The 16,461-nt window shown below is 35.4% G+C and carries 18 protein-coding genes; 12 read left to right on the forward strand and 6 right to left on the reverse strand.

Going from position 1 to position 16,461, the window contains the following annotated elements; translation table 11 throughout:
* The first annotated feature begins 58 nt into the window (after positions 1-58).
* Positions 59-427: a GNAT family N-acetyltransferase RibT gene (gene ribT, locus AC1Q8N_RS11110; protein ID WP_000908397.1), complete on the forward strand. Its 369-nt coding sequence runs from the start codon at positions 59-61 to the stop codon at positions 425-427.
* A 20-nt stretch (positions 428-447) separates the two neighbouring features.
* Here the strand turns inward: ribT and AC1Q8N_RS11115 are convergent, their stop codons facing one another.
* Both AC1Q8N_RS11115 and AC1Q8N_RS11120 read right to left on the reverse strand, forming a co-directional pair.
* The gene (locus AC1Q8N_RS11115) at positions 448-966 is read right to left on the reverse strand and encodes a DUF309 domain-containing protein (protein WP_000283580.1); all 519 of its coding nucleotides are present in this window, start codon (positions 964-966) and stop codon (positions 448-450) included.
* Positions 967-1,063: 97 nt separating this feature from the next.
* The gene (locus tag AC1Q8N_RS11120) at positions 1,064-1,159 is read right to left on the reverse strand and encodes a YjcZ family sporulation protein (RefSeq protein WP_000510194.1); all 96 of its coding nucleotides are present in this window, start codon (positions 1,157-1,159) and stop codon (positions 1,064-1,066) included.
* A gap of 169 nt (positions 1,160-1,328) precedes the next feature.
* On the opposite strand from AC1Q8N_RS11120, the gene AC1Q8N_RS11125 reads away from it, so the two are divergent.
* From AC1Q8N_RS11125 to phnF, 6 genes are all read left to right on the forward strand, one after another.
* Positions 1,329-2,072 (forward strand): segregation/condensation protein A, encoded by a 744-nt coding sequence (locus AC1Q8N_RS11125; RefSeq protein ID WP_001199757.1) that lies wholly within the window; start codon positions 1,329-1,331, stop codon positions 2,070-2,072.
* A gap of 158 nt (positions 2,073-2,230) precedes the next feature.
* Positions 2,231-2,803, forward strand: a complete 573-nt coding sequence (gene scpB, locus AC1Q8N_RS11130) for a segregation/condensation protein ScpB (RefSeq protein ID WP_060488364.1) — start codon at positions 2,231-2,233, stop codon at positions 2,801-2,803.
* A 78-nt stretch (positions 2,804-2,881) separates the two neighbouring features.
* Complete coding sequence (locus tag AC1Q8N_RS11135) at positions 2,882-3,784, forward strand: ComEC/Rec2 family competence protein (protein WP_064474898.1); 903 nt, start codon at positions 2,882-2,884, stop codon at positions 3,782-3,784.
* Positions 3,785-3,991: 207 nt separating this feature from the next.
* Positions 3,992-5,134 (forward strand): N-acetylglucosamine-6-phosphate deacetylase, encoded by a 1,143-nt coding sequence (gene nagA, locus AC1Q8N_RS11140; protein WP_493521200.1) that lies wholly within the window; start codon positions 3,992-3,994, stop codon positions 5,132-5,134.
* A gap of 4 nt (positions 5,135-5,138) precedes the next feature.
* Complete coding sequence (nagB, locus tag AC1Q8N_RS11145; protein WP_001024205.1) at positions 5,139-5,927, forward strand: glucosamine-6-phosphate deaminase; 789 nt, start codon at positions 5,139-5,141, stop codon at positions 5,925-5,927.
* A complete protein-coding gene (gene phnF / locus AC1Q8N_RS11150) occupies positions 5,857-6,588 on the forward strand; it encodes a phosphonate metabolism transcriptional regulator PhnF (protein WP_002194085.1) in 732 nt (243 codons plus the stop codon). Before nagB ends, phnF begins: the two co-directional genes overlap by 71 nt.
* Positions 6,589-6,658: 70 nt before the next feature.
* Here the strand turns inward: phnF and AC1Q8N_RS11155 are convergent, their stop codons facing one another.
* Positions 6,659-7,465 carry a Cof-type HAD-IIB family hydrolase gene (locus tag AC1Q8N_RS11155; protein ID WP_048546232.1) on the reverse strand — a complete coding sequence of 269 codons (807 nt, stop codon included), beginning with the start codon at positions 7,463-7,465 and terminating at the stop codon, positions 6,659-6,661.
* Positions 7,466-7,630: 165 nt separating this feature from the next.
* On the opposite strand from AC1Q8N_RS11155, the gene glcT reads away from it, so the two are divergent.
* The 4 genes from glcT to ptsP all read left to right on the forward strand — a co-directional run bounded on the left by glcT (position 7,631) and on the right by ptsP (position 12,993).
* Complete coding sequence (gene glcT / locus AC1Q8N_RS11160) at positions 7,631-8,479, forward strand: glucose PTS transporter transcription antiterminator GlcT (RefSeq protein ID WP_048546230.1); 849 nt, start codon at positions 7,631-7,633, stop codon at positions 8,477-8,479.
* Between the two features lie 339 nt (positions 8,480-8,818).
* Positions 8,819-10,882, forward strand: coding sequence for a PTS glucose transporter subunit IIABC (gene ptsG / locus AC1Q8N_RS11165; protein ID WP_098076561.1), 2,064 nt, complete (start codon positions 8,819-8,821; stop codon positions 10,880-10,882).
* A gap of 135 nt (positions 10,883-11,017) precedes the next feature.
* Positions 11,018-11,281 (forward strand): phosphocarrier protein HPr, encoded by a 264-nt coding sequence (gene ptsH / locus AC1Q8N_RS11170; RefSeq protein WP_000411080.1) that lies wholly within the window; start codon positions 11,018-11,020, stop codon positions 11,279-11,281.
* On the forward strand, positions 11,281-12,993 hold the full coding sequence (gene ptsP, locus AC1Q8N_RS11175) for a phosphoenolpyruvate--protein phosphotransferase (RefSeq protein ID WP_098076558.1): 1,713 nt from the start codon (positions 11,281-11,283) through the stop codon (positions 12,991-12,993). Before ptsH ends, ptsP begins: the two co-directional genes overlap by 1 nt.
* 85 nt (positions 12,994-13,078) lie before the next feature.
* Here ptsP and AC1Q8N_RS11180 read toward each other — a convergent pair whose 3' ends face one another.
* The 3 genes from AC1Q8N_RS11180 to AC1Q8N_RS11190 form a co-directional block, all read right to left on the reverse strand.
* Positions 13,079-13,438 carry a DUF3915 family protein gene (locus tag AC1Q8N_RS11180; RefSeq protein ID WP_000468021.1) on the reverse strand — a complete coding sequence of 120 codons (360 nt, stop codon included), beginning with the start codon at positions 13,436-13,438 and terminating at the stop codon, positions 13,079-13,081.
* A gap of 196 nt (positions 13,439-13,634) precedes the next feature.
* On the reverse strand, positions 13,635-13,853 hold the full coding sequence (locus AC1Q8N_RS11185; protein WP_000100492.1) for a hypothetical protein: 219 nt from the start codon (positions 13,851-13,853) through the stop codon (positions 13,635-13,637).
* Between the two features lie 290 nt (positions 13,854-14,143).
* Positions 14,144-14,761 (reverse strand): nitroreductase family protein, encoded by a 618-nt coding sequence (locus AC1Q8N_RS11190; RefSeq protein ID WP_000180385.1) that lies wholly within the window; start codon positions 14,759-14,761, stop codon positions 14,144-14,146.
* A gap of 330 nt (positions 14,762-15,091) precedes the next feature.
* Between AC1Q8N_RS11190 and AC1Q8N_RS11195 the strand changes: the two genes are divergently transcribed.
* A complete protein-coding gene (locus AC1Q8N_RS11195; protein WP_001023200.1) occupies positions 15,092-16,384 on the forward strand; it encodes a GGDEF domain-containing protein in 1,293 nt (430 codons plus the stop codon).
* The last annotated feature ends 77 nt before the right edge of the window (positions 16,385-16,461 follow it).

Raw genomic sequence — 16,461 nt, forward strand, 5'->3', positions numbered from 1 at the left:
GAAAAGAGTGGTTGAGGGGATTAATAGTTTGTAACTTTTGTAAGAAGGGATAAGGGTTATGTTAATTCGTTTTAAAAAAAGTTATGAAAAGATTGCAATGGGGCTTCTTTCATTTATGCCAACTGAAAAAGATGTGAAAACATTACAATTGACTATGAAAGATTATGAAGCAAAGGATGATTGGCAATTGTATTTGTGGAAACAAAACGAAGATTTTGTTGGGATAATGGGGATTGTAAAAAAAGAGAATCAAGTGTTGGAAATTCAGCATTTGAGTGTGAACCCGTCTCATCGTCATATGGGTATTGGGACGAAGATGGTTCAAGAGTTAAAGAGTAAATTTCTTGAGTTTACAATTTGCGGAAATGAGCAAACAGCAAGTTTTTGCAAAAAGTGTAAAGGGCTAGAACAAAATATACATTCGTGAAAGCAGAGATAAGTGGTTTATTATCTCTGCTTTCTTTTTTGTAATTGTTCGTTTCGTTCAGCGATGACCTCTGTTCGATCACGTAATGTGTGCTTATGTATTATATATTCATTAGAAGTAGCATTCACGTCTTTCCAAGGAAGGTTTTGTTTCTGACATAATTCCATGCAGTGCTTTTCTAATGCTGTATCCGATAATGGTAAAAATAACGGTGTAAAACTCTCTTCTTTCTGTATAGATTGCAATCTATCCTGGAGTAAGCATAGAAGTTGTGTCTGATTTATTCCTAAACGTAGTAAAGGTGCACTGTTTATTTCTAAAATCTTTATGGCGCTTTTCATCATTTTCTCTGCGCCATTCCAGTTAGAGCGTCTTTGATGGTATAAAGAAACTGCAATTTGAATAAGACCGACTAAATAATTATCACGATTTTCTCTCGGTTTTGTTTTCCAATATTCTTCCAGTATCTCGTGGCATTCAAAATAATCATAATCTCCGTGAAAATGAATTAAAAATTGGATGTATTCGGTAGGATACATTTTCTTCACCCCTGTTTAACGGTTATAAATACAAGTTTATCATAGAAATATAAACAATAAACGACTAGGGAATTTTCCCTAGCCGTTATTGTTCATATTAGCAGAAGCAAGCTGCCCCTACAATAATTAGTAAAATAAACAATACAACAAGTAATGCGAACCCACCGCTAAAACCGCAATCAACGTGACCCATAGTTTTTTGACCTCCTACATTGTTCTTACTACACTGTTATCATATGAAGCGGTGGGCATGATGACATAGGCATAGGTCTATTTTTAATTAAATTTCTTAAAAAGGTTGGATAGAACATGAGTATGCTCTATACTTATGTTGTTATAGAAAAAATGTGGTGGGATGCTTTGTGCAGTATAATTTTAAAGTAGAGGCTTTTGAAGGGCCTTTAGATTTATTGTTACATTTAATACATCGTTATGAAATTGACATATATAATATTCCTGTAGCGGAAATTACAGAGCAATATTTATCTTATGTTCATACGATGAAAGAACTACAATTAGATGTTGCAAGTGAGTATTTAGTAATGGCTGCGACTTTATTACAAATTAAAAGTAAAATGTTGTTGCCGAAACATGAAGAAGATGTACTTGATAACGGTGATGACTTTATAGATGATCCTCGTCAAGAATTGATGGAGAGGTTAATTGAATATAAGAAATATAAGCAAGTTGCTACTGAGCTAAAAGAAAGAGAACAAGAAAGAGCACAGCTATATACACGTCCGCCAATTGATTTTACATCGTTGCAACAAGAAGAGGAGACAAACTTGCCTCTTGATGTTACGTTATATGATATGCTAGCGGCATTTCAAAAATTAATGCGCCGTAAAAAAGCAAAAAAACCTGTAACAACACGTATTACTCGTCAAGAAATACCAATTGAAAAGCGCATGATTGATATTTTAAAACAGTTAGAAATACAAGGTGGTCGTCAAAGTTTTTATGATTTGTTTGTTGATGATGAACGGGAAATAATGGTTGTAACATTTTTAGCGGTTCTTGAGCTTATGAAAAATCAACAAATCATAATTGAACAGGAACATAATTTTGATGAAATTTTCGTATCAAGCTCTACTAAATCTGCATAGAGTTAGTATGGAAAATGGGATGGAAATAATATATCTCATGCTAGGTTTGAATGTATCGTTTGGAACAAGAGAAAAAATATTGAACCGAACGCATTGATTGTGATTCGGTTTTTTGATGTGTATTTTTATGGAGAAAATTGGAGGGAGGAGCTCGTAAAATGGATAGAAGAGAACAGAAATCAATCATTGAAGGGCTTTTATTTGTTTCTGGTGATGAAGGGATTTATCCAGAACAAATAGCGAAAGTGCTTGAAATTGAAGGAAATGAAGTAATCGATATTTTAGAAGAAATGCAAAAAGAATGTGAAGGTGCACACCGCGGTTTGCAAATTGTACAGTATGCAAAAGTATATCGTTTTGCTACAAAGAAAGAACATGCTTCGTACTATCAAAAATTAATAGATATCCCAACAGCTGCTTCACTTTCTCAGGCTGCTTTAGAAACGTTAGCGATTGTGGCATATCGTCAACCTATTACAAGGACTGAAATGGAAGAGATTAGAGGGGTGAAAACCGATAAGGCGTTACAAACGTTAGTTTCACACTTACTTATAAAAGAAATGGGAAGAGCAGAAGGTCCAGGGCGTCCTATTTTATATGGAACAACGAAAGAATTTTTGGATACATTTGGATTGAAAACATTAGATGATTTACCGGCACTTTCTGAAGAGAATGAACAAATGAATGAAGCAGATTTATTCTTTGGTTCTTTACAGGAGATATCGAAATAAAAGCTTAGCATTTTGCTAAGCTTTTTTTGTATATCAATTATATACCGTGCCATACTAATTGAAAAAAGGAGACGAGTTATGAGAAGTATGCGAAGTATTTTATTGTTAGTTTCTGTTTTGTTATGCTTTTCTTTAAATAGTGCATCGGCTAAAAGATATATGATGTCTATTCATACCGCGTCTCCTTTACATATGCAGCGGCAACATTTTGGTAAAATGAAAGTGAGTTTTTTAAAAGTTGGGCAAGGTGATGCGACACTTATTACATTGCCAAATGGACAAACGATGTTAATTGACGGGGGACCTTATGAAGCAGGTGAGGTTATCATTCAAAAACTAATCGAAAAAGGGATTAACCATTTAGATGCTATCGTCAGTACGCATCCTGATATGGATCACATTGGAGGACTCATTCCGATTGTAGAGCAAATGCCGGTAGCACTTATATTAGATAGTGGAAAAACATATAGTTCTTTTACGTATCACACATACCGGAATCATATTAAAAAAAGAGGAATTCCTTTCGTTTCAGTAAAAGAGGGACAATACATACCGCTAGATCCGCATGTTTCCATACAAGTATTAAACAATGGGAAATCAAAAGATGAAAATAATGAATCTTCAATTGTGTTAAAGGTACGATACGGAAAAGCGGATTTTTTACTAATGGGTGATGCTGATGTGCGGACGGAAACTGAAATATTAAAGCAATTTGATGTACATGCAGATGTGTTAAAGGTGGGACATCATGGCTCCTATACTTCAACAAGTGAAATGTTTATAAAGAAAGTAGAACCGCAGTTTGCAATTCTTTCATATGGAAGCAGAAATCCGTATGGACATCCGCATCAAAGTGTAGTGAGACGCTTAAAACAGCATGGTATAATGATATATGGAACAAACAAACGTACAGTAGAAATGGAAACAGACGGCGAGCATATTACAATAGGCTCTAGTGGATTAATGCCATTACTTAAGTGAGTAATATGATAGGGGATATTCTCCCTTTTTGGAAAACTGAATAACATATATTATAATTGCAAGAGACGTACTAAGTTTCCTTTTTGTTAAACAAAGAGGAAATTTCATTCGAATGTATAGACAACTACTCGTGCATATATTAAGATGGAATTAGGCGAATAAGGTAATAATAACAAGTAGGTATTTCATGGGAAAGGATCGATGAAAATGAAAACGCAAGTTGTCATCAATGCCAAAATTTATACAGGTCAAGAAGTAGTGGAAAACGGATTTATTCGTTACGCAGAAACAATTAAAGAAATTGGTTTGATGGCTCAATATGTATCACAAGAAAATGAAGCGGTTTTAGATGCAGCAGGGAAGATTGTGATTCCAGGTATGATTGATGTTCATATTCATGGTGGATACGATATTGATGCGATGGATGCAAATAGCGATGGATTAGTAACTCTAGGTAAAGAAATGTTAAAAGAAGGAGTTACAACTTACTTTCCAACAACAATGACACAAGCTCCAGAAGCAATCGAAGCGGCACTACATGCTGCGAAGGAAGCAAAAGAAAAAGGAGCACATTTCGAATATATTCACTTAGAAGGACCGTATGTTTCAAAAAAACGTGCAGGTGCACAACCACTTGAACATATTGTTCCTGCGAATATTGAACAATTTAAACAATGGCAGGAAGCAAGCGGGAATCTAATTAAATTAGTAACATATGCACCTGAAGAAGAAGGTGCGTTAGAGTTTGAGCAGTATCTTGCTGAAACTGGTGTTGTTGGCACAATGGGGCATACAGATGCAATTGATGCGCAACTAAAAAATAGAAACATTACACATGCAACGCATTTATACAATCAAATGCGTGGATTACATCATCGAGAACCAGGAGTTGTTGGTCATGTGTTATTAAATCCAGATGTAATGGTTGAAGTAATTACAGATGGTATTCATATTCACCCTGATATGGTGAAATTAGCATATAAATTAAAAGGACCGAAAAAAGTAAGTGTTATTACTGACGCAATGCGTGCAAAAGGTCTTGAAGATGGATTATATGAGCTTGGCGGACAGCCAGTACATGTAAAGGATGGTAGTGCTCGATTAGGAGATGGAACGTTAGCTGGTAGTATTCTAAAAATGGATCAAGCTTTCCGAAATGTAATTGAATTTACAGGTTGTTCAATCGAAGATGCAGTACTGATGACATCAGTTAACCAAGCAGAAGAGTTTGGATTAAATCATAAAGGTGCATTAGCGGTAGGAAAAGATGCAGACTTTGTTGTGATGAATGAAGATTTACATGTATATGATACGGTTCGTTTAGGAATTCATATGAAGGAAGGGAAGTAATTAAATGAATATTCTTGTTGTAAAAACTCCAGAAGAACTAGCAGAAGCAGGATATAAATTAATTGAAGAAGTTGTAAAAACAAAAGAAAATCCAACATTAGGAATGGCTACAGGAAGCTCTCCATTAGGTATTTATGCAGAAATGCGAAAAAATAAACTTGATACAAGCCGTGTAACCACTGTAAACTTAGATGAGTACGTAAATTTACCACATGAAGATAAAAACAGCTATCACTATTTCATGCAAGAACAGTTGTTTGATCATCTTCCATTTAAACAAACTTATGTACCAAACGGGATGGCAAGTGATTTAGAGGAAGAGTGCAAACGTTACGAGGGCATTCTAGCTGCTAACCCAGTTGACCTACAGATTCTTGGAATCGGTGAAAACGGTCACATCGGATTTAATGAACCAGGAACACTGTTTAATTCTCCAACAAACATTGTTGAATTAACAGAGTCTACACGCCAAGCAAACCTTCGCTTCTTCGAAAAAGAAGAAGATGTGCCAACGCATGCGATTACAATGGGAATTGGAAGCATTATGAAAGCGAAACAAATTCTACTTGTTGCTATGGGTTCTAAAAAGGCAGAAGCTGTGAAAGAATTATTGCAAGGTGAATATAGCGAAGCGTGTCCTGCTACAGTTTTACAACGTCATCCGAATGTAACCGTAATCGCTGATCAAGAAGCTCTATCTTTATGCAGTGAGGCGATTGCTGATGAACATCGACAAGTATTCACCATTTCCGATCTATTATCAGATTCAAGAGTGGGTGAAACAGCTAATTGAGGACGGCGAATGGAAGCCGGGAGATAAAATCCCATCTGAGAATGAACTTTGCGATAAGTTCGAAGTAAGTCGTATGACAATCAGACAGGCGATTAATAATTTAGTGGAACAAGGTTATTTATATCGGAAACGTGGAATCGGTACGTTTGTCCAACTTCCGAAAGTGGAACAAAAATTGCAAGGAATGACGGGATTCACAGAAGATATGATTTCTCGTGGGATGAACCCAAGTAGTCAATTACTTAGTTTCCGCCTAGTTCCAGCTACTGCGAAAATAGCAGACCGGTTGAGAATACAGGAGGGAGAGTCGGTTTATGAAGTGAGGCGTATACGTTTAGCTGATGATGAACCGATTGCTTTTGAGACGACATATTTGTCGCCAGCTCTTGTAAAAGATATTAACGAAGAAATATTGCAACAATCTTTATATGAACATTTAGAGAAAAAACTGGGCTTTAAACTTGTTAGCGCTACTCAATCAATTGAAGCTTCAATTGCAACGGATAATGAAGCTGAACATCTGCATATTCCTAAAAAGGCGCCAGTGCTTGTAATGCGTCAATGGTCATATTCAGAAGGTGAAGTACCGTTAGAGTATGTGAAATGTATTTATCGTGGGGATCGTTATAAGTTTATTACAAACATCGCACGTAACAAATAATATATTTCAGTTTGTGAAGTACAGTTAATGTCAAATTGTTTAACATGTAAAGAAAAAATACGACTCATCCTTATAAGGAGTGAGTCGTATTTTTATTATGAGCAATTACGTGGTTAACAGCATCTTTAACTGTATTTACTACATAGTGAGCGTGTTCTTTTACTGCGTCATCTGCTTGAGACATAGCAAAACTGTGAGGAGTTAAAGAAAACATCGGGATATCATTATAAGAATCCCCTATGCAAGCAACTTCCTCTGGTTGTAGTTGAAACTCTTTTAATAAAACAGAAATAGCAGCCCCTTTACTAATATTAGGTGGCATTACATCTAAACATTGTTCTGCTGAAATGAATGTACTAACTTTTCCGTGGAATTGTTCATCAATTTTTTTCTGAAGGAGTTGTAAGCTTTCCTTTGTTCCACCGACAGAGATTTTATTTGGAAAAATTGTATCATCAATTTTCTGTAATAGATGCGGTTCTTCAACAGAAGTCATCGCTACTTGTTGTTCAAGCTCATGAATGAACGGTGTTTTCTCTTCAATGTAATAATTATGCTCATCACTTACATAACGAAAATAAGGATCTTTATTTGTCATTGCTAACAGATCAGGTAGAATACTCGAATCGAATGTTGCGGATAATAGTTGCTTGTTTTCATGTGTGTACACGAAAACACCATTTACACTAATACGATGGAAATTTGTATTTACAGCTTTCATTAAGTCTGCAATTTCATTATCCAGTCGGCCAGAAGCGAAACAAAGAATAACATTTTGCTCAGCAAGACTACGAAGTGCTACAATATCCTGTTCGTCAATTAACCCTCCGTGTTGCATCATTGTACCATCGATATCACTTACAAACATTTTAATCATGTTGTTATCCCCTTTCTATGTACAGTTGCTCTTACATTATACGCATCATATATAAACATGTCTAAAAAACGAATTTTTATGAAATGGTAGATGTTTTATATTGACGACAAAGAAGAATGTTCTGTAACATAAAAGCAGGCTATTTAAGTACGAGGGTGGTGTTATATGAGTAATTATCTAGAAATTAAAAAAGTTTTAAATAATAATGTCATCATTGCTAGCCATCCTGAACATGAGGAAGTAGTAGTGATCGGTAAAGGAATTGGATTTGGGAAAAAAGCGAAAGACATATTGGAGCAAGAACAAATTGAAAAAATGTTTGTTTTAAAAAATGAACGTGATCGTGAACAATACAAACTGTTAGTGCCGCATGTGAGTGAAAAATTAATCGAATTAATGAATGATATTATGTTCTACATTCAAGAAAAAGCAAAATCACCATTGAATGAACATATTCATATCGCTTTAACAGATCATATTTCTTTTGCGATTAAGCGGTTAAAACAAGGACTTACAATTGATAATCCTTTTTTAGTTGAAACGAAAATGCTCTATCCAGAGGAATATGAAATTGCTGAAGGTGTTGTAGACCTTTTAAATTCTCGTTTGCAAATTACATTGCCAGAAGGAGAAATTGGTTTTATTGCACTCCATATTTACAGTTCACTTACAAATTCAGATTTATCTTCAGTTAATCAAAACTCCCGTCTCATTGCACATCTTGTATCTTTAATTGAGACAAACTTACAAATTACATTAGACCAAGAAAGTATCCACTACTTACGCCTTATTCGTCATTTACAATATGCTATTGAACGGGTGAAAAAAGGGGAGAAAGTAGAGGAATCACAAAGTTTTGCTGATTTATTAAAGGCGGAATATCCCGTCTGTTATAATTTAGCTTGGAAGCTAGTTAAGGTCATGCAAAAAGAATTGCAACTTCCTGTGTATGAAGCAGAGAGCATATATTTAACGATGCACCTGCAGCGCTTAGTGAAAGCAGAGCATGTGTAAAAAGACATATATTTTTGTCTAAAATGAAAACGTTAAAAAAAATCATTGAATCGCTTACAATAGTTATGTATAATAACTATTGCAAAGTTATACAAATTTCGACAAACACATTAAGGTAAGTAACGAAAACGTTTGCCTTAATTATAGTGAACTTATACGTAAACCTATTTTTGACACGTGTTACTGATTCGATCAGGCATGAGTGGAGAAAAGCAAGGAATGTAAGCTTGAGAAAGGGATATACTACCCTTTGTATAGCTATCGTTCTATCTTTTTTTCCTCATGTCTTTTTGGCGTTTGTCGGAAGGTATCAATATAGATAAGAGAGGAAGGGTTTCCATGTTTAAGAAGATCTTTGGTGTTCTTCAAAAAGTCGGAAAAGCGTTAATGCTTCCAGTAGCGATTTTACCGGCAGCAGGTATTTTACTTGGATTTGGTAATGCATTTCAAAATCCACAGTTAACAGATGTTATTCCTGCTTTAAAAGCAGATTGGTTCGTAATGGTAGCAAAAATTATGGAACAATCTGGTGATATTATTTTCGCTAACCTTGCATTATTATTCGCAGTTGGGGTAGCAATTGGTTTAGCTGGTGGAGACGGAGTAGCTGGATTAGCAGCGTTCGTCGGCTACTTAATTATGAACAAAACGATGAGTGTGTTCTTAGAAGTAGATAAGCTAGTGAAAGTAACAAGTTCTGGAGCAGACCCAGTAAAAATTGGATTTACAGATCCAGCATATGCAAATGTATTAGGAATTCCAACGCTACAAACGGGAGTGTTTGGTGGTATTATCGTCGGTATAGTAGCGGCATATTGCTACAATAAATACTTCAACATTGAATTACCATCATACTTAGGTTTCTTCGCAGGTAAGCGTTTCGTACCGATCGCAACTGCAACATTCTCTTTAGTAGTAGGTATAATCATGTGTTTCATTTGGCCATACATTCAAGGTGGCTTAAATACGTTCTCACATCAAATGATTGATGCAAATAGAACATTAGCAGCATTCATATTCGGTTTAATTGAACGTTCATTAATTCCATTTGGATTACATCATATTTTCTATTCACCGTTCTGGTTCGAATTCGGTCAGTATACAAATGCAGCTGGCGAATTAATCCGTGGTGACCAAAAAATCTTTATGGCACAGTTAAAAGACGGTGTAGAATTAACAGCAGGTACATTTACAACTGGTAAGTATCCGTTCATGATGTTCGGTCTTCCAGCAGCAGCATTAGCAATGTACCATGAAGCACGTCCAGAAAATAAAAAATTAGCAGCTGGTATTTTAGGATCTGCTGCATTAACATCTTTCTTAACAGGTATTACAGAACCACTTGAATTTTCATTCTTATTCGTAGCACCAGTACTATTCGGAATTCACGCAGTATTCGCTGGTCTATCATTTATGACAATGCAAATTTTAGGTGTTAAAATTGGTATGACATTCTCTGGTGGTTTAATCGACTTTATGTTATTCGGTGTACTGCCAGGCCGTACAGCATGGTGGTGGGTAATTATTGTTGGTCTTGTACTAGCAGTTATTTACTACTTCGGATTCCGCTTTGCAATCCGTAAATGGAATTTAAAAACACCTGGTCGTGAAGTAGCAAATGCGAATGACGGCGCAGGTAAAACAGAAGCAGGAGAACTTCCACGTGAAGTATTAGTAGCACTTGGTGGTAAAGAAAACATTGCTTCTTTAGACGCTTGTATTACTCGTTTACGTGTTCAAGTTAACGAACAAAAGAATGTAAACAAAGATCGCTTAAAAGAGCTTGGAGCAGCTGGTGTACTTGAAGTTGGAAATAACATTCAAGCTATTTTTGGACCGAAATCTGACACATTAAAATCACAAATTCATGATATTATGTCAGGTCGTACACCTCATGTTGAAAAAGAAGAGCCTGTAAAGGTAGAAGAAACTCCTAAACAAGTTGATGAAAACGAAACAATCGTATCACCAATTGAAGGGAAAATCTTACCGATTACAGAAGTACCTGATCAAGTATTCTCAGGAAAAATGATGGGAGACGGATTTGCAATCGAGCCAACAGAAGGAACAGTAGTTTCTCCAGTTAACGGTGAGATCGTCAACGTATTCCCTACAAAGCATGCGATTGGTATTCAATCTGAAGGTGGAAAAGAAATTTTAATCCACTTCGGTATTGATACTGTAAAATTAAATGGTGAAGGTTTTGAAGCACTTGTAGCACAAGGCGACAAAGTGAAACAAGGACAACCATTATTAAAAGTAGATCTTGCATTTGTAAAAGAAAATGCACCATCTATCATTACACCAATTGTCTTTACGAATTTACAACAAGGACAACAAGTCGAATTGAAAAAAGATGGAAATGTTAAGAAGGGCGAAAACGCTATTATTGACATTCAGTAGGAATTTGACGCAAAATGTTTATAATTATAATAGGCGATGTGGTTGACCGAACATCGCCTATTATATACAATAGATGATGTAGTACTCACGTCTATACAACTAAAAAATACTGTAATTTAAAGGAGATAAATTATCATGGAAAAAATCTTTAAAGTAACTAGCGACTCAGGAATTCATGCTCGTCCAGCAACACTACTTGTAAACACTGCAAGCAAATTTGGTTCTGACATTAACTTAGAGTATAACGGAAAAAACGTTAACTTAAAATCAATCATGGGCGTTATGTCTTTAGGCATTCAACAAAACGCAGAAATTAAAATCACTGCAAATGGTGATGATGCAGCTCAAGCACTAGCAGCTATCGAAGAAACTATGAAAAACGAAGGATTAGGAGAATAATGACTCTTAACATTCAAGGGATCGCTGCATCAAGTGGGATTGCTATTGCAAAGGCTTTCAGACTTGAGAATCCTGAATTTAACATCGAAAAGAAATCAATTACAAACGAAGCTGCTGAAATTGCACGCTTAGACGCTGCGCTTGAGAAAGCAAAAACTGAATTAGAAGCAATTAAGGACCATGCTTTTGCTGAGCTGGGTGCTGATAAAGCTGCGATCTTTGAAGCACATTTATTAGTGTTAAATGATCCAGAACTAGTAAACCCAGTAAAAGATAAAGTAAATAGTGAAAAAGTAAATGCTGAATTTGCAATGGATGAAGTTGCATCAATGTTTATTTCTATGTTTGAAAACATGGATAACGAATATATGAAAGAACGTGCTGCGGACATTCGTGACGTAACAAAACGCGTTCTTGCACATTTACTAGGAATTAACTTCTCAAACCCTGGTACAATTTCTGAAGAAGTAATCATCATTGCTGAAGATTTAACACCATCTGATACAGCTCAGTTAAACCGTAAGTATGCAAAAGGTTTTACAACTGATATCGGTGGACGTACATCTCACTCTGCAATTATGGCTCGTTCTATGGAAATTCCTGCAGTTGTTGGTACGAAAGTTGTTATGGAGAGAATCCAAAACGGCGATATCGTAATCATCGACGGTTTAGATGGAGAAGTAATTGTAAATCCATCAGAAGAAACTCTTCGTTCTTTTGAAGAAAAGAAAGCGAAATTTGAAGAGCAAAAAACTGAATGGGCAAAATTAAAAGACCAAGCTACTGTAACAAGTGATGGACATCACGTTGAGCTTGTTGCAAATATCGGAACACCAAATGATGTACAAGGTATTATCGATAATGGCGGAGAAGGCGTTGGTTTATACCGTACAGAATTCTTATACATGGGCCGTGACAATCTTCCAACAGAAGAAGAGCAGTTCGAAGCGTATAAAGCAGTTCTTGAAGGTGTAAAAGAAGGTCAACCTGTTGTTGTTCGTACACTTGACATCGGTGGAGATAAAGAGCTTCCATACTTACATTTACCAAAAGAAATGAACCCATTCTTAGGATACCGTGCAATTCGCTTATGCCTTGATGAGCAAGATGTGTTCCGTACACAACTTCGTGCATTACTTCGTGCTAGCGTATACGGTAACTTAAAAATTATGTTCCCAATGATTGCAACTCTTGATGAGTTCCGTCAAGCGAAAGCAATCTTATTAGAAGAGAAAGCGAAACTTGTAGAAGCGGGTACAACTGTTTCTGATTCTATTGAAGTGGGTATGATGGTTGAAATCCCAGCTTCAGCAGTATTAGCAGATCAATTCGCAAAAGAAGTTGATTTCTTCTCTATCGGAACAAATGACTTAATCCAATACACAATGGCTGCAGACCGTATGAACGAACAAGTAGCTTACTTATACCAACCATATAACCCATCTATTTTACGTCTTGTAAAAATGGTTATTGATGCGGCTCATAAAGAAGGCAAATGGGCTGGTATGTGTGGTGAGATGGCGGGAGATTCACTTGCTATCCCATTATTATTAGGATTAGGTTTAGATGAGTTCAGTATGAGTGCAACATCTATTCTTCCTGCAAGAACACAACTAAGCAAGTTGTCAAAAGCAGAAATGGAAACATTAGCAGAAAAAGCATTAATGATGTCAACTGCTGAAGAAGTTGTTGAATTAGTTAAAAGTATATAATAGTAAAAAACCTGAGCCGATTTGAAATCGGTCTCAGGTTTTTTTATTACACATACCTTAGGTGATTTTATTGATTAAACTTCTCTTAAAGAGCAATCGCGATAACATCTTCTGGGCAAACACGTAGAATCCCTTCAAATCTATCGTCATTACGATTGTTTCCATTCTTATCATCTTTGTTGTTGTCTTTGTCGTTATCTCTTCTTAATGCAGAGAATAGAGCAATACCGTTACAGAACCCCTCAAAAACTAAATTGCGGAATGTTCCATTTCCTTTTAGTTTAAGAAGTGAAATTTCAGTGCCTATAGAAAGATTTGCAAGTACGTTACATACAGCAGGTCGTTGTGGTCTAATTTCTTCTCTCTCTTTCTCACGATGGTTGTGCTCTCTTTCATGATGATGACAGTCTCTAAAGTTATCACAGCATCCAAATGATCCAAACATAATCCTCATCACCCCCTTCACACTTATAATCTATGTAAGTTCGGTAGTGAGTGACTGGACAGAGAGTGGAATTTTTTCTGGGGGATTTTCTCATTTTAAAAGAATAGCTGGGTGTTTAGTACGGAATGATGTTTAAAATAGGGGGAATATCACAAAAAAGTGTAAAGACCACCGAAATGAATGAAATAGGTAGGCTTTACACTTTTTTACTTTTATATAAAACGATGATATATACAGGGAGAGCTAAGAGTAGTGGTGCAATGGATCTTGCAGTATGTTTTTCTGCGTCTAATTGGAACGTTTCTTCTTTTGGGAATTGTAACACTGATATGTTTGTAGCATCGCCAATAAAATATAACAGTAGTACAGTTACTATGTAACTTAAAAGTGCGATAAAGCTTCCGTATGAACTCAATGAAAATCCCTCTCTTGTTATCTATTTGTTATCATTGTATCATAATTGTAACAAAAACACACGGTTATATTTCAATGCTTTAACAAAATTCGACACGAAACGCCATTTATGTGTATGGGGATAGCATAAAATTTACTATTTTTTTATGTATAGATGTCGAATAATACATTGTAATATTACGGGTGTGTGACAGAAGAAAAAGAAACGAAGGTAATGAAATTACCTTCGTTTCTTTTTTATACCGTATTAACAGGCAGTAAGCCCCTCACATTGATTAAAGGTTCACTTTATTATTTTGCCCATTCACTCACTTGTTCTACGCTCATTCGTGGTGCAGGATGACCTTTTAAAGTCGATTCACCAATTGTAATAAGCATAATTGGTACGTAACGAGATGAAACATTGAATTCTTCTGTAAGTGCTTGTGGGTTGAAACCACCAATAGCACAAGTATCCCAGCCAGTTGCTTTAGCCGCAAGCATAAGTTGCATTGCTGCTAAAGATGCATTTGAAAAGGCTGCATCTCTTGGGAATTGCTCACGAGCATATGCAGACTCAATATTTTTAGCTAAGCGCTCTTTTGCTTCTTCTTTCATAAATCCTTGTTCTACAATTGGACCATAAACGGGTTCAACGTTTTTATAAGCTTCTAAATCACCTAAAATAGCGACTACAGCAGAAGCATCAAGTATTTGTTGCTGGTTATAAGCAATTGGATGCAATCGTTTCTGTACATCTTCACCTTGGAATACAAGGAATTTCCAGTGCTGCAAGTTCCAAGCAGAAGGTGCTTGAGCAGCTCCCTTTAAAATCTCGTGTAACTCTGTAGATGAAATTTCTTTCTCTGGGTTGAATGCACGTGTAGATGTGCGTTCGTATAGAACATTAAAAAAGTTGTCGTTTGTCATTATATATCCTCCAAGTAACATATCAAATTATAAAAAAATACATGTAATATATTCTACTTACATTTTGTAAGTTGTCGAATTTAAGAATATAATATCTTTATTTTAATTGTCAAGTTTTAAAGAGGAAGCTAGGGCATTCATACAAACGATACAATTCCTATCATCATACACTAAAAAAGGAATTTATAGAGAAAAAGCGAAGAGAGCATTCTCAATTAGCTTGTTAATATGTATCCCTCACTCATTAAAGTATTTAGAGAACAGTCTTTTTATAAAATGTTTGTGAGGAATGCAGTAGAACAAGATATATGAAGTGAGTGAAGACTAGTGATGAACATACTACATTTTTTATTAGAGAATACGGTTTTCCAAAATGTATTACAAGATCTTCAGTTAAATGTCCTTTATATAGAAAATGGATGCACACATCAACAAACGATAGAAAATATTCATCCAAAATGTATGTTTATAGCAAATAGTTTTGAAGAAGGAGAATTATTGTTTCAGAGAACAAAACCACATATTGTAATTATGTATGTAACAGATTTTTCTCAAATAAAATATATAAAGAATATGTATAATCCACAGAGTACTTTTATTGTCATTTGGGATCAACAGATAACCAGTGAGTTTACAGAGGTGCTTACGTTAGGAATACGTAATATTGTGATAGCTCCTGTGACTCCACAAATGGTGTTAGAGGAAGTGAATAAGAGTTTGTATCAGCTTTCTTTAGTGCGGCAAGTAAGTTTGCAACAAGAACTACTTCAAACGATGTTTGATTTTCAAAATGATCTATTATTTATAGTAGAAGACGATGAGATTGTTGATTGTAATACAAATTTTTTAGAGTTTTTCGGATATGAAAATTTATTTGCCTATCGTGAGCAACATTTAGTATTTGCTGAACATTTTATTAGAGAAAACGGATACTATTCAACAACTCATGATATAACATGGTTAGATGATACATTATCATATGATAGAAGAATTAAGATGTCTAATTATGAAGGGGAAGTGTCAACTTTTTTATTGCGTGCGACACCACTGCCAGAAGATTTATCAAGATTTATTGTGAAGTGTACAGAGATTACAGAATTAGATGAAATCTATCAAGAACAAGAAAGGCTTGCTATGATAGATTCGTTAACAGAGATTTATAATCGTTTGAAGTTCCAACAAATACTAGAGGCAGAATGGGATAATGCAATGCGTAACGATGAAAAAATAGCACTTATTTTATTTGACATAGATAATTTTAAAACAGTAAATGACACATATGGCCATGATTTTGGTGACTTAGCATTAATTCAGCTTGCAGAGCTTATGAAATCTAAAGTGGAGCAGCAACATGTATTTGCAAGGTGGGGAGGAGAAGAATTTATTATATTAGTAACGAATACAGTAGAAAAAGAAGCATTTCAGGTTGCGGAATCATTACGATTTTTCATTGAAACAAAGCATTTCTCCGGAATTTCGAAATTAACAGCGAGTTTTGGAGTCGCGTTATATGAACAAGGGATTACAAGAGAAGAATTAATGCAACGAGCGGATATCGCATTATATGAAGCGAAAAAAAATGGGAAAAATCAAGTGTGTGTATATAGAAAAGAAAAAAAGTGATTTTTCGCAACAAATTGTTGCGATTTTTTTTTATTGTTTGATAATAGAATGTGGGGGGGATTTTGGACGAAGGAATT

The sequence above is a fragment of the Bacillus sp. GW823-FHT06B01 genome, from assembly GCF_058952315.1.

Excerpts from the sequence above, each read along its gene's own strand:
- AC1Q8N_RS11180 (WP_000468021.1), bottom strand. The coding sequence starts at position 13,438 with ATGTTTGGATCATTTGGATGCTGTGATAACTTTAGAGACTGTCATCAT.
- nagB (WP_001024205.1), top strand. The coding sequence starts at position 5,139 with ATGAATATTCTTGTTGTAAAAACTCCAGAAGAACTAGCAGAAGCAGGA.
- ptsG (WP_098076561.1), top strand. The coding sequence starts at position 8,819 with ATGTTTAAGAAGATCTTTGGTGTTCTTCAAAAAGTCGGAAAAGCGTTA.
- scpB (WP_060488364.1), top strand. The coding sequence starts at position 2,231 with ATGGATAGAAGAGAACAGAAATCAATCATTGAAGGGCTTTTATTTGTT.
- AC1Q8N_RS11115 (WP_000283580.1), bottom strand. The coding sequence starts at position 966 with ATGTATCCTACCGAATACATCCAATTTTTAATTCATTTTCACGGAGAT.
- AC1Q8N_RS11195 (WP_001023200.1), top strand. The coding sequence starts at position 15,092 with ATGAACATACTACATTTTTTATTAGAGAATACGGTTTTCCAAAATGTA.
- ptsP (WP_098076558.1), top strand. The coding sequence starts at position 11,281 with ATGACTCTTAACATTCAAGGGATCGCTGCATCAAGTGGGATTGCTATT.
- AC1Q8N_RS11120 (WP_000510194.1), bottom strand. The coding sequence starts at position 1,159 with ATGGGTCACGTTGATTGCGGTTTTAGCGGTGGGTTCGCATTACTTGTT.
- nagA (WP_493521200.1), top strand. The coding sequence starts at position 3,992 with ATGAAAACGCAAGTTGTCATCAATGCCAAAATTTATACAGGTCAAGAA.
- phnF (WP_002194085.1), top strand. The coding sequence starts at position 5,857 with ATGAACATCGACAAGTATTCACCATTTCCGATCTATTATCAGATTCAA.
- glcT (WP_048546230.1), top strand. The coding sequence starts at position 7,631 with ATGAGTAATTATCTAGAAATTAAAAAAGTTTTAAATAATAATGTCATC.
- AC1Q8N_RS11155 (WP_048546232.1), bottom strand. The coding sequence starts at position 7,465 with ATGATTAAAATGTTTGTAAGTGATATCGATGGTACAATGATGCAACAC.
- AC1Q8N_RS11190 (WP_000180385.1), bottom strand. The coding sequence starts at position 14,761 with ATGACAAACGACAACTTTTTTAATGTTCTATACGAACGCACATCTACA.
- AC1Q8N_RS11135 (WP_064474898.1), top strand. The coding sequence starts at position 2,882 with ATGAGAAGTATGCGAAGTATTTTATTGTTAGTTTCTGTTTTGTTATGC.
- ribT (WP_000908397.1), top strand. The coding sequence starts at position 59 with ATGTTAATTCGTTTTAAAAAAAGTTATGAAAAGATTGCAATGGGGCTT.
- ptsH (WP_000411080.1), top strand. The coding sequence starts at position 11,018 with ATGGAAAAAATCTTTAAAGTAACTAGCGACTCAGGAATTCATGCTCGT.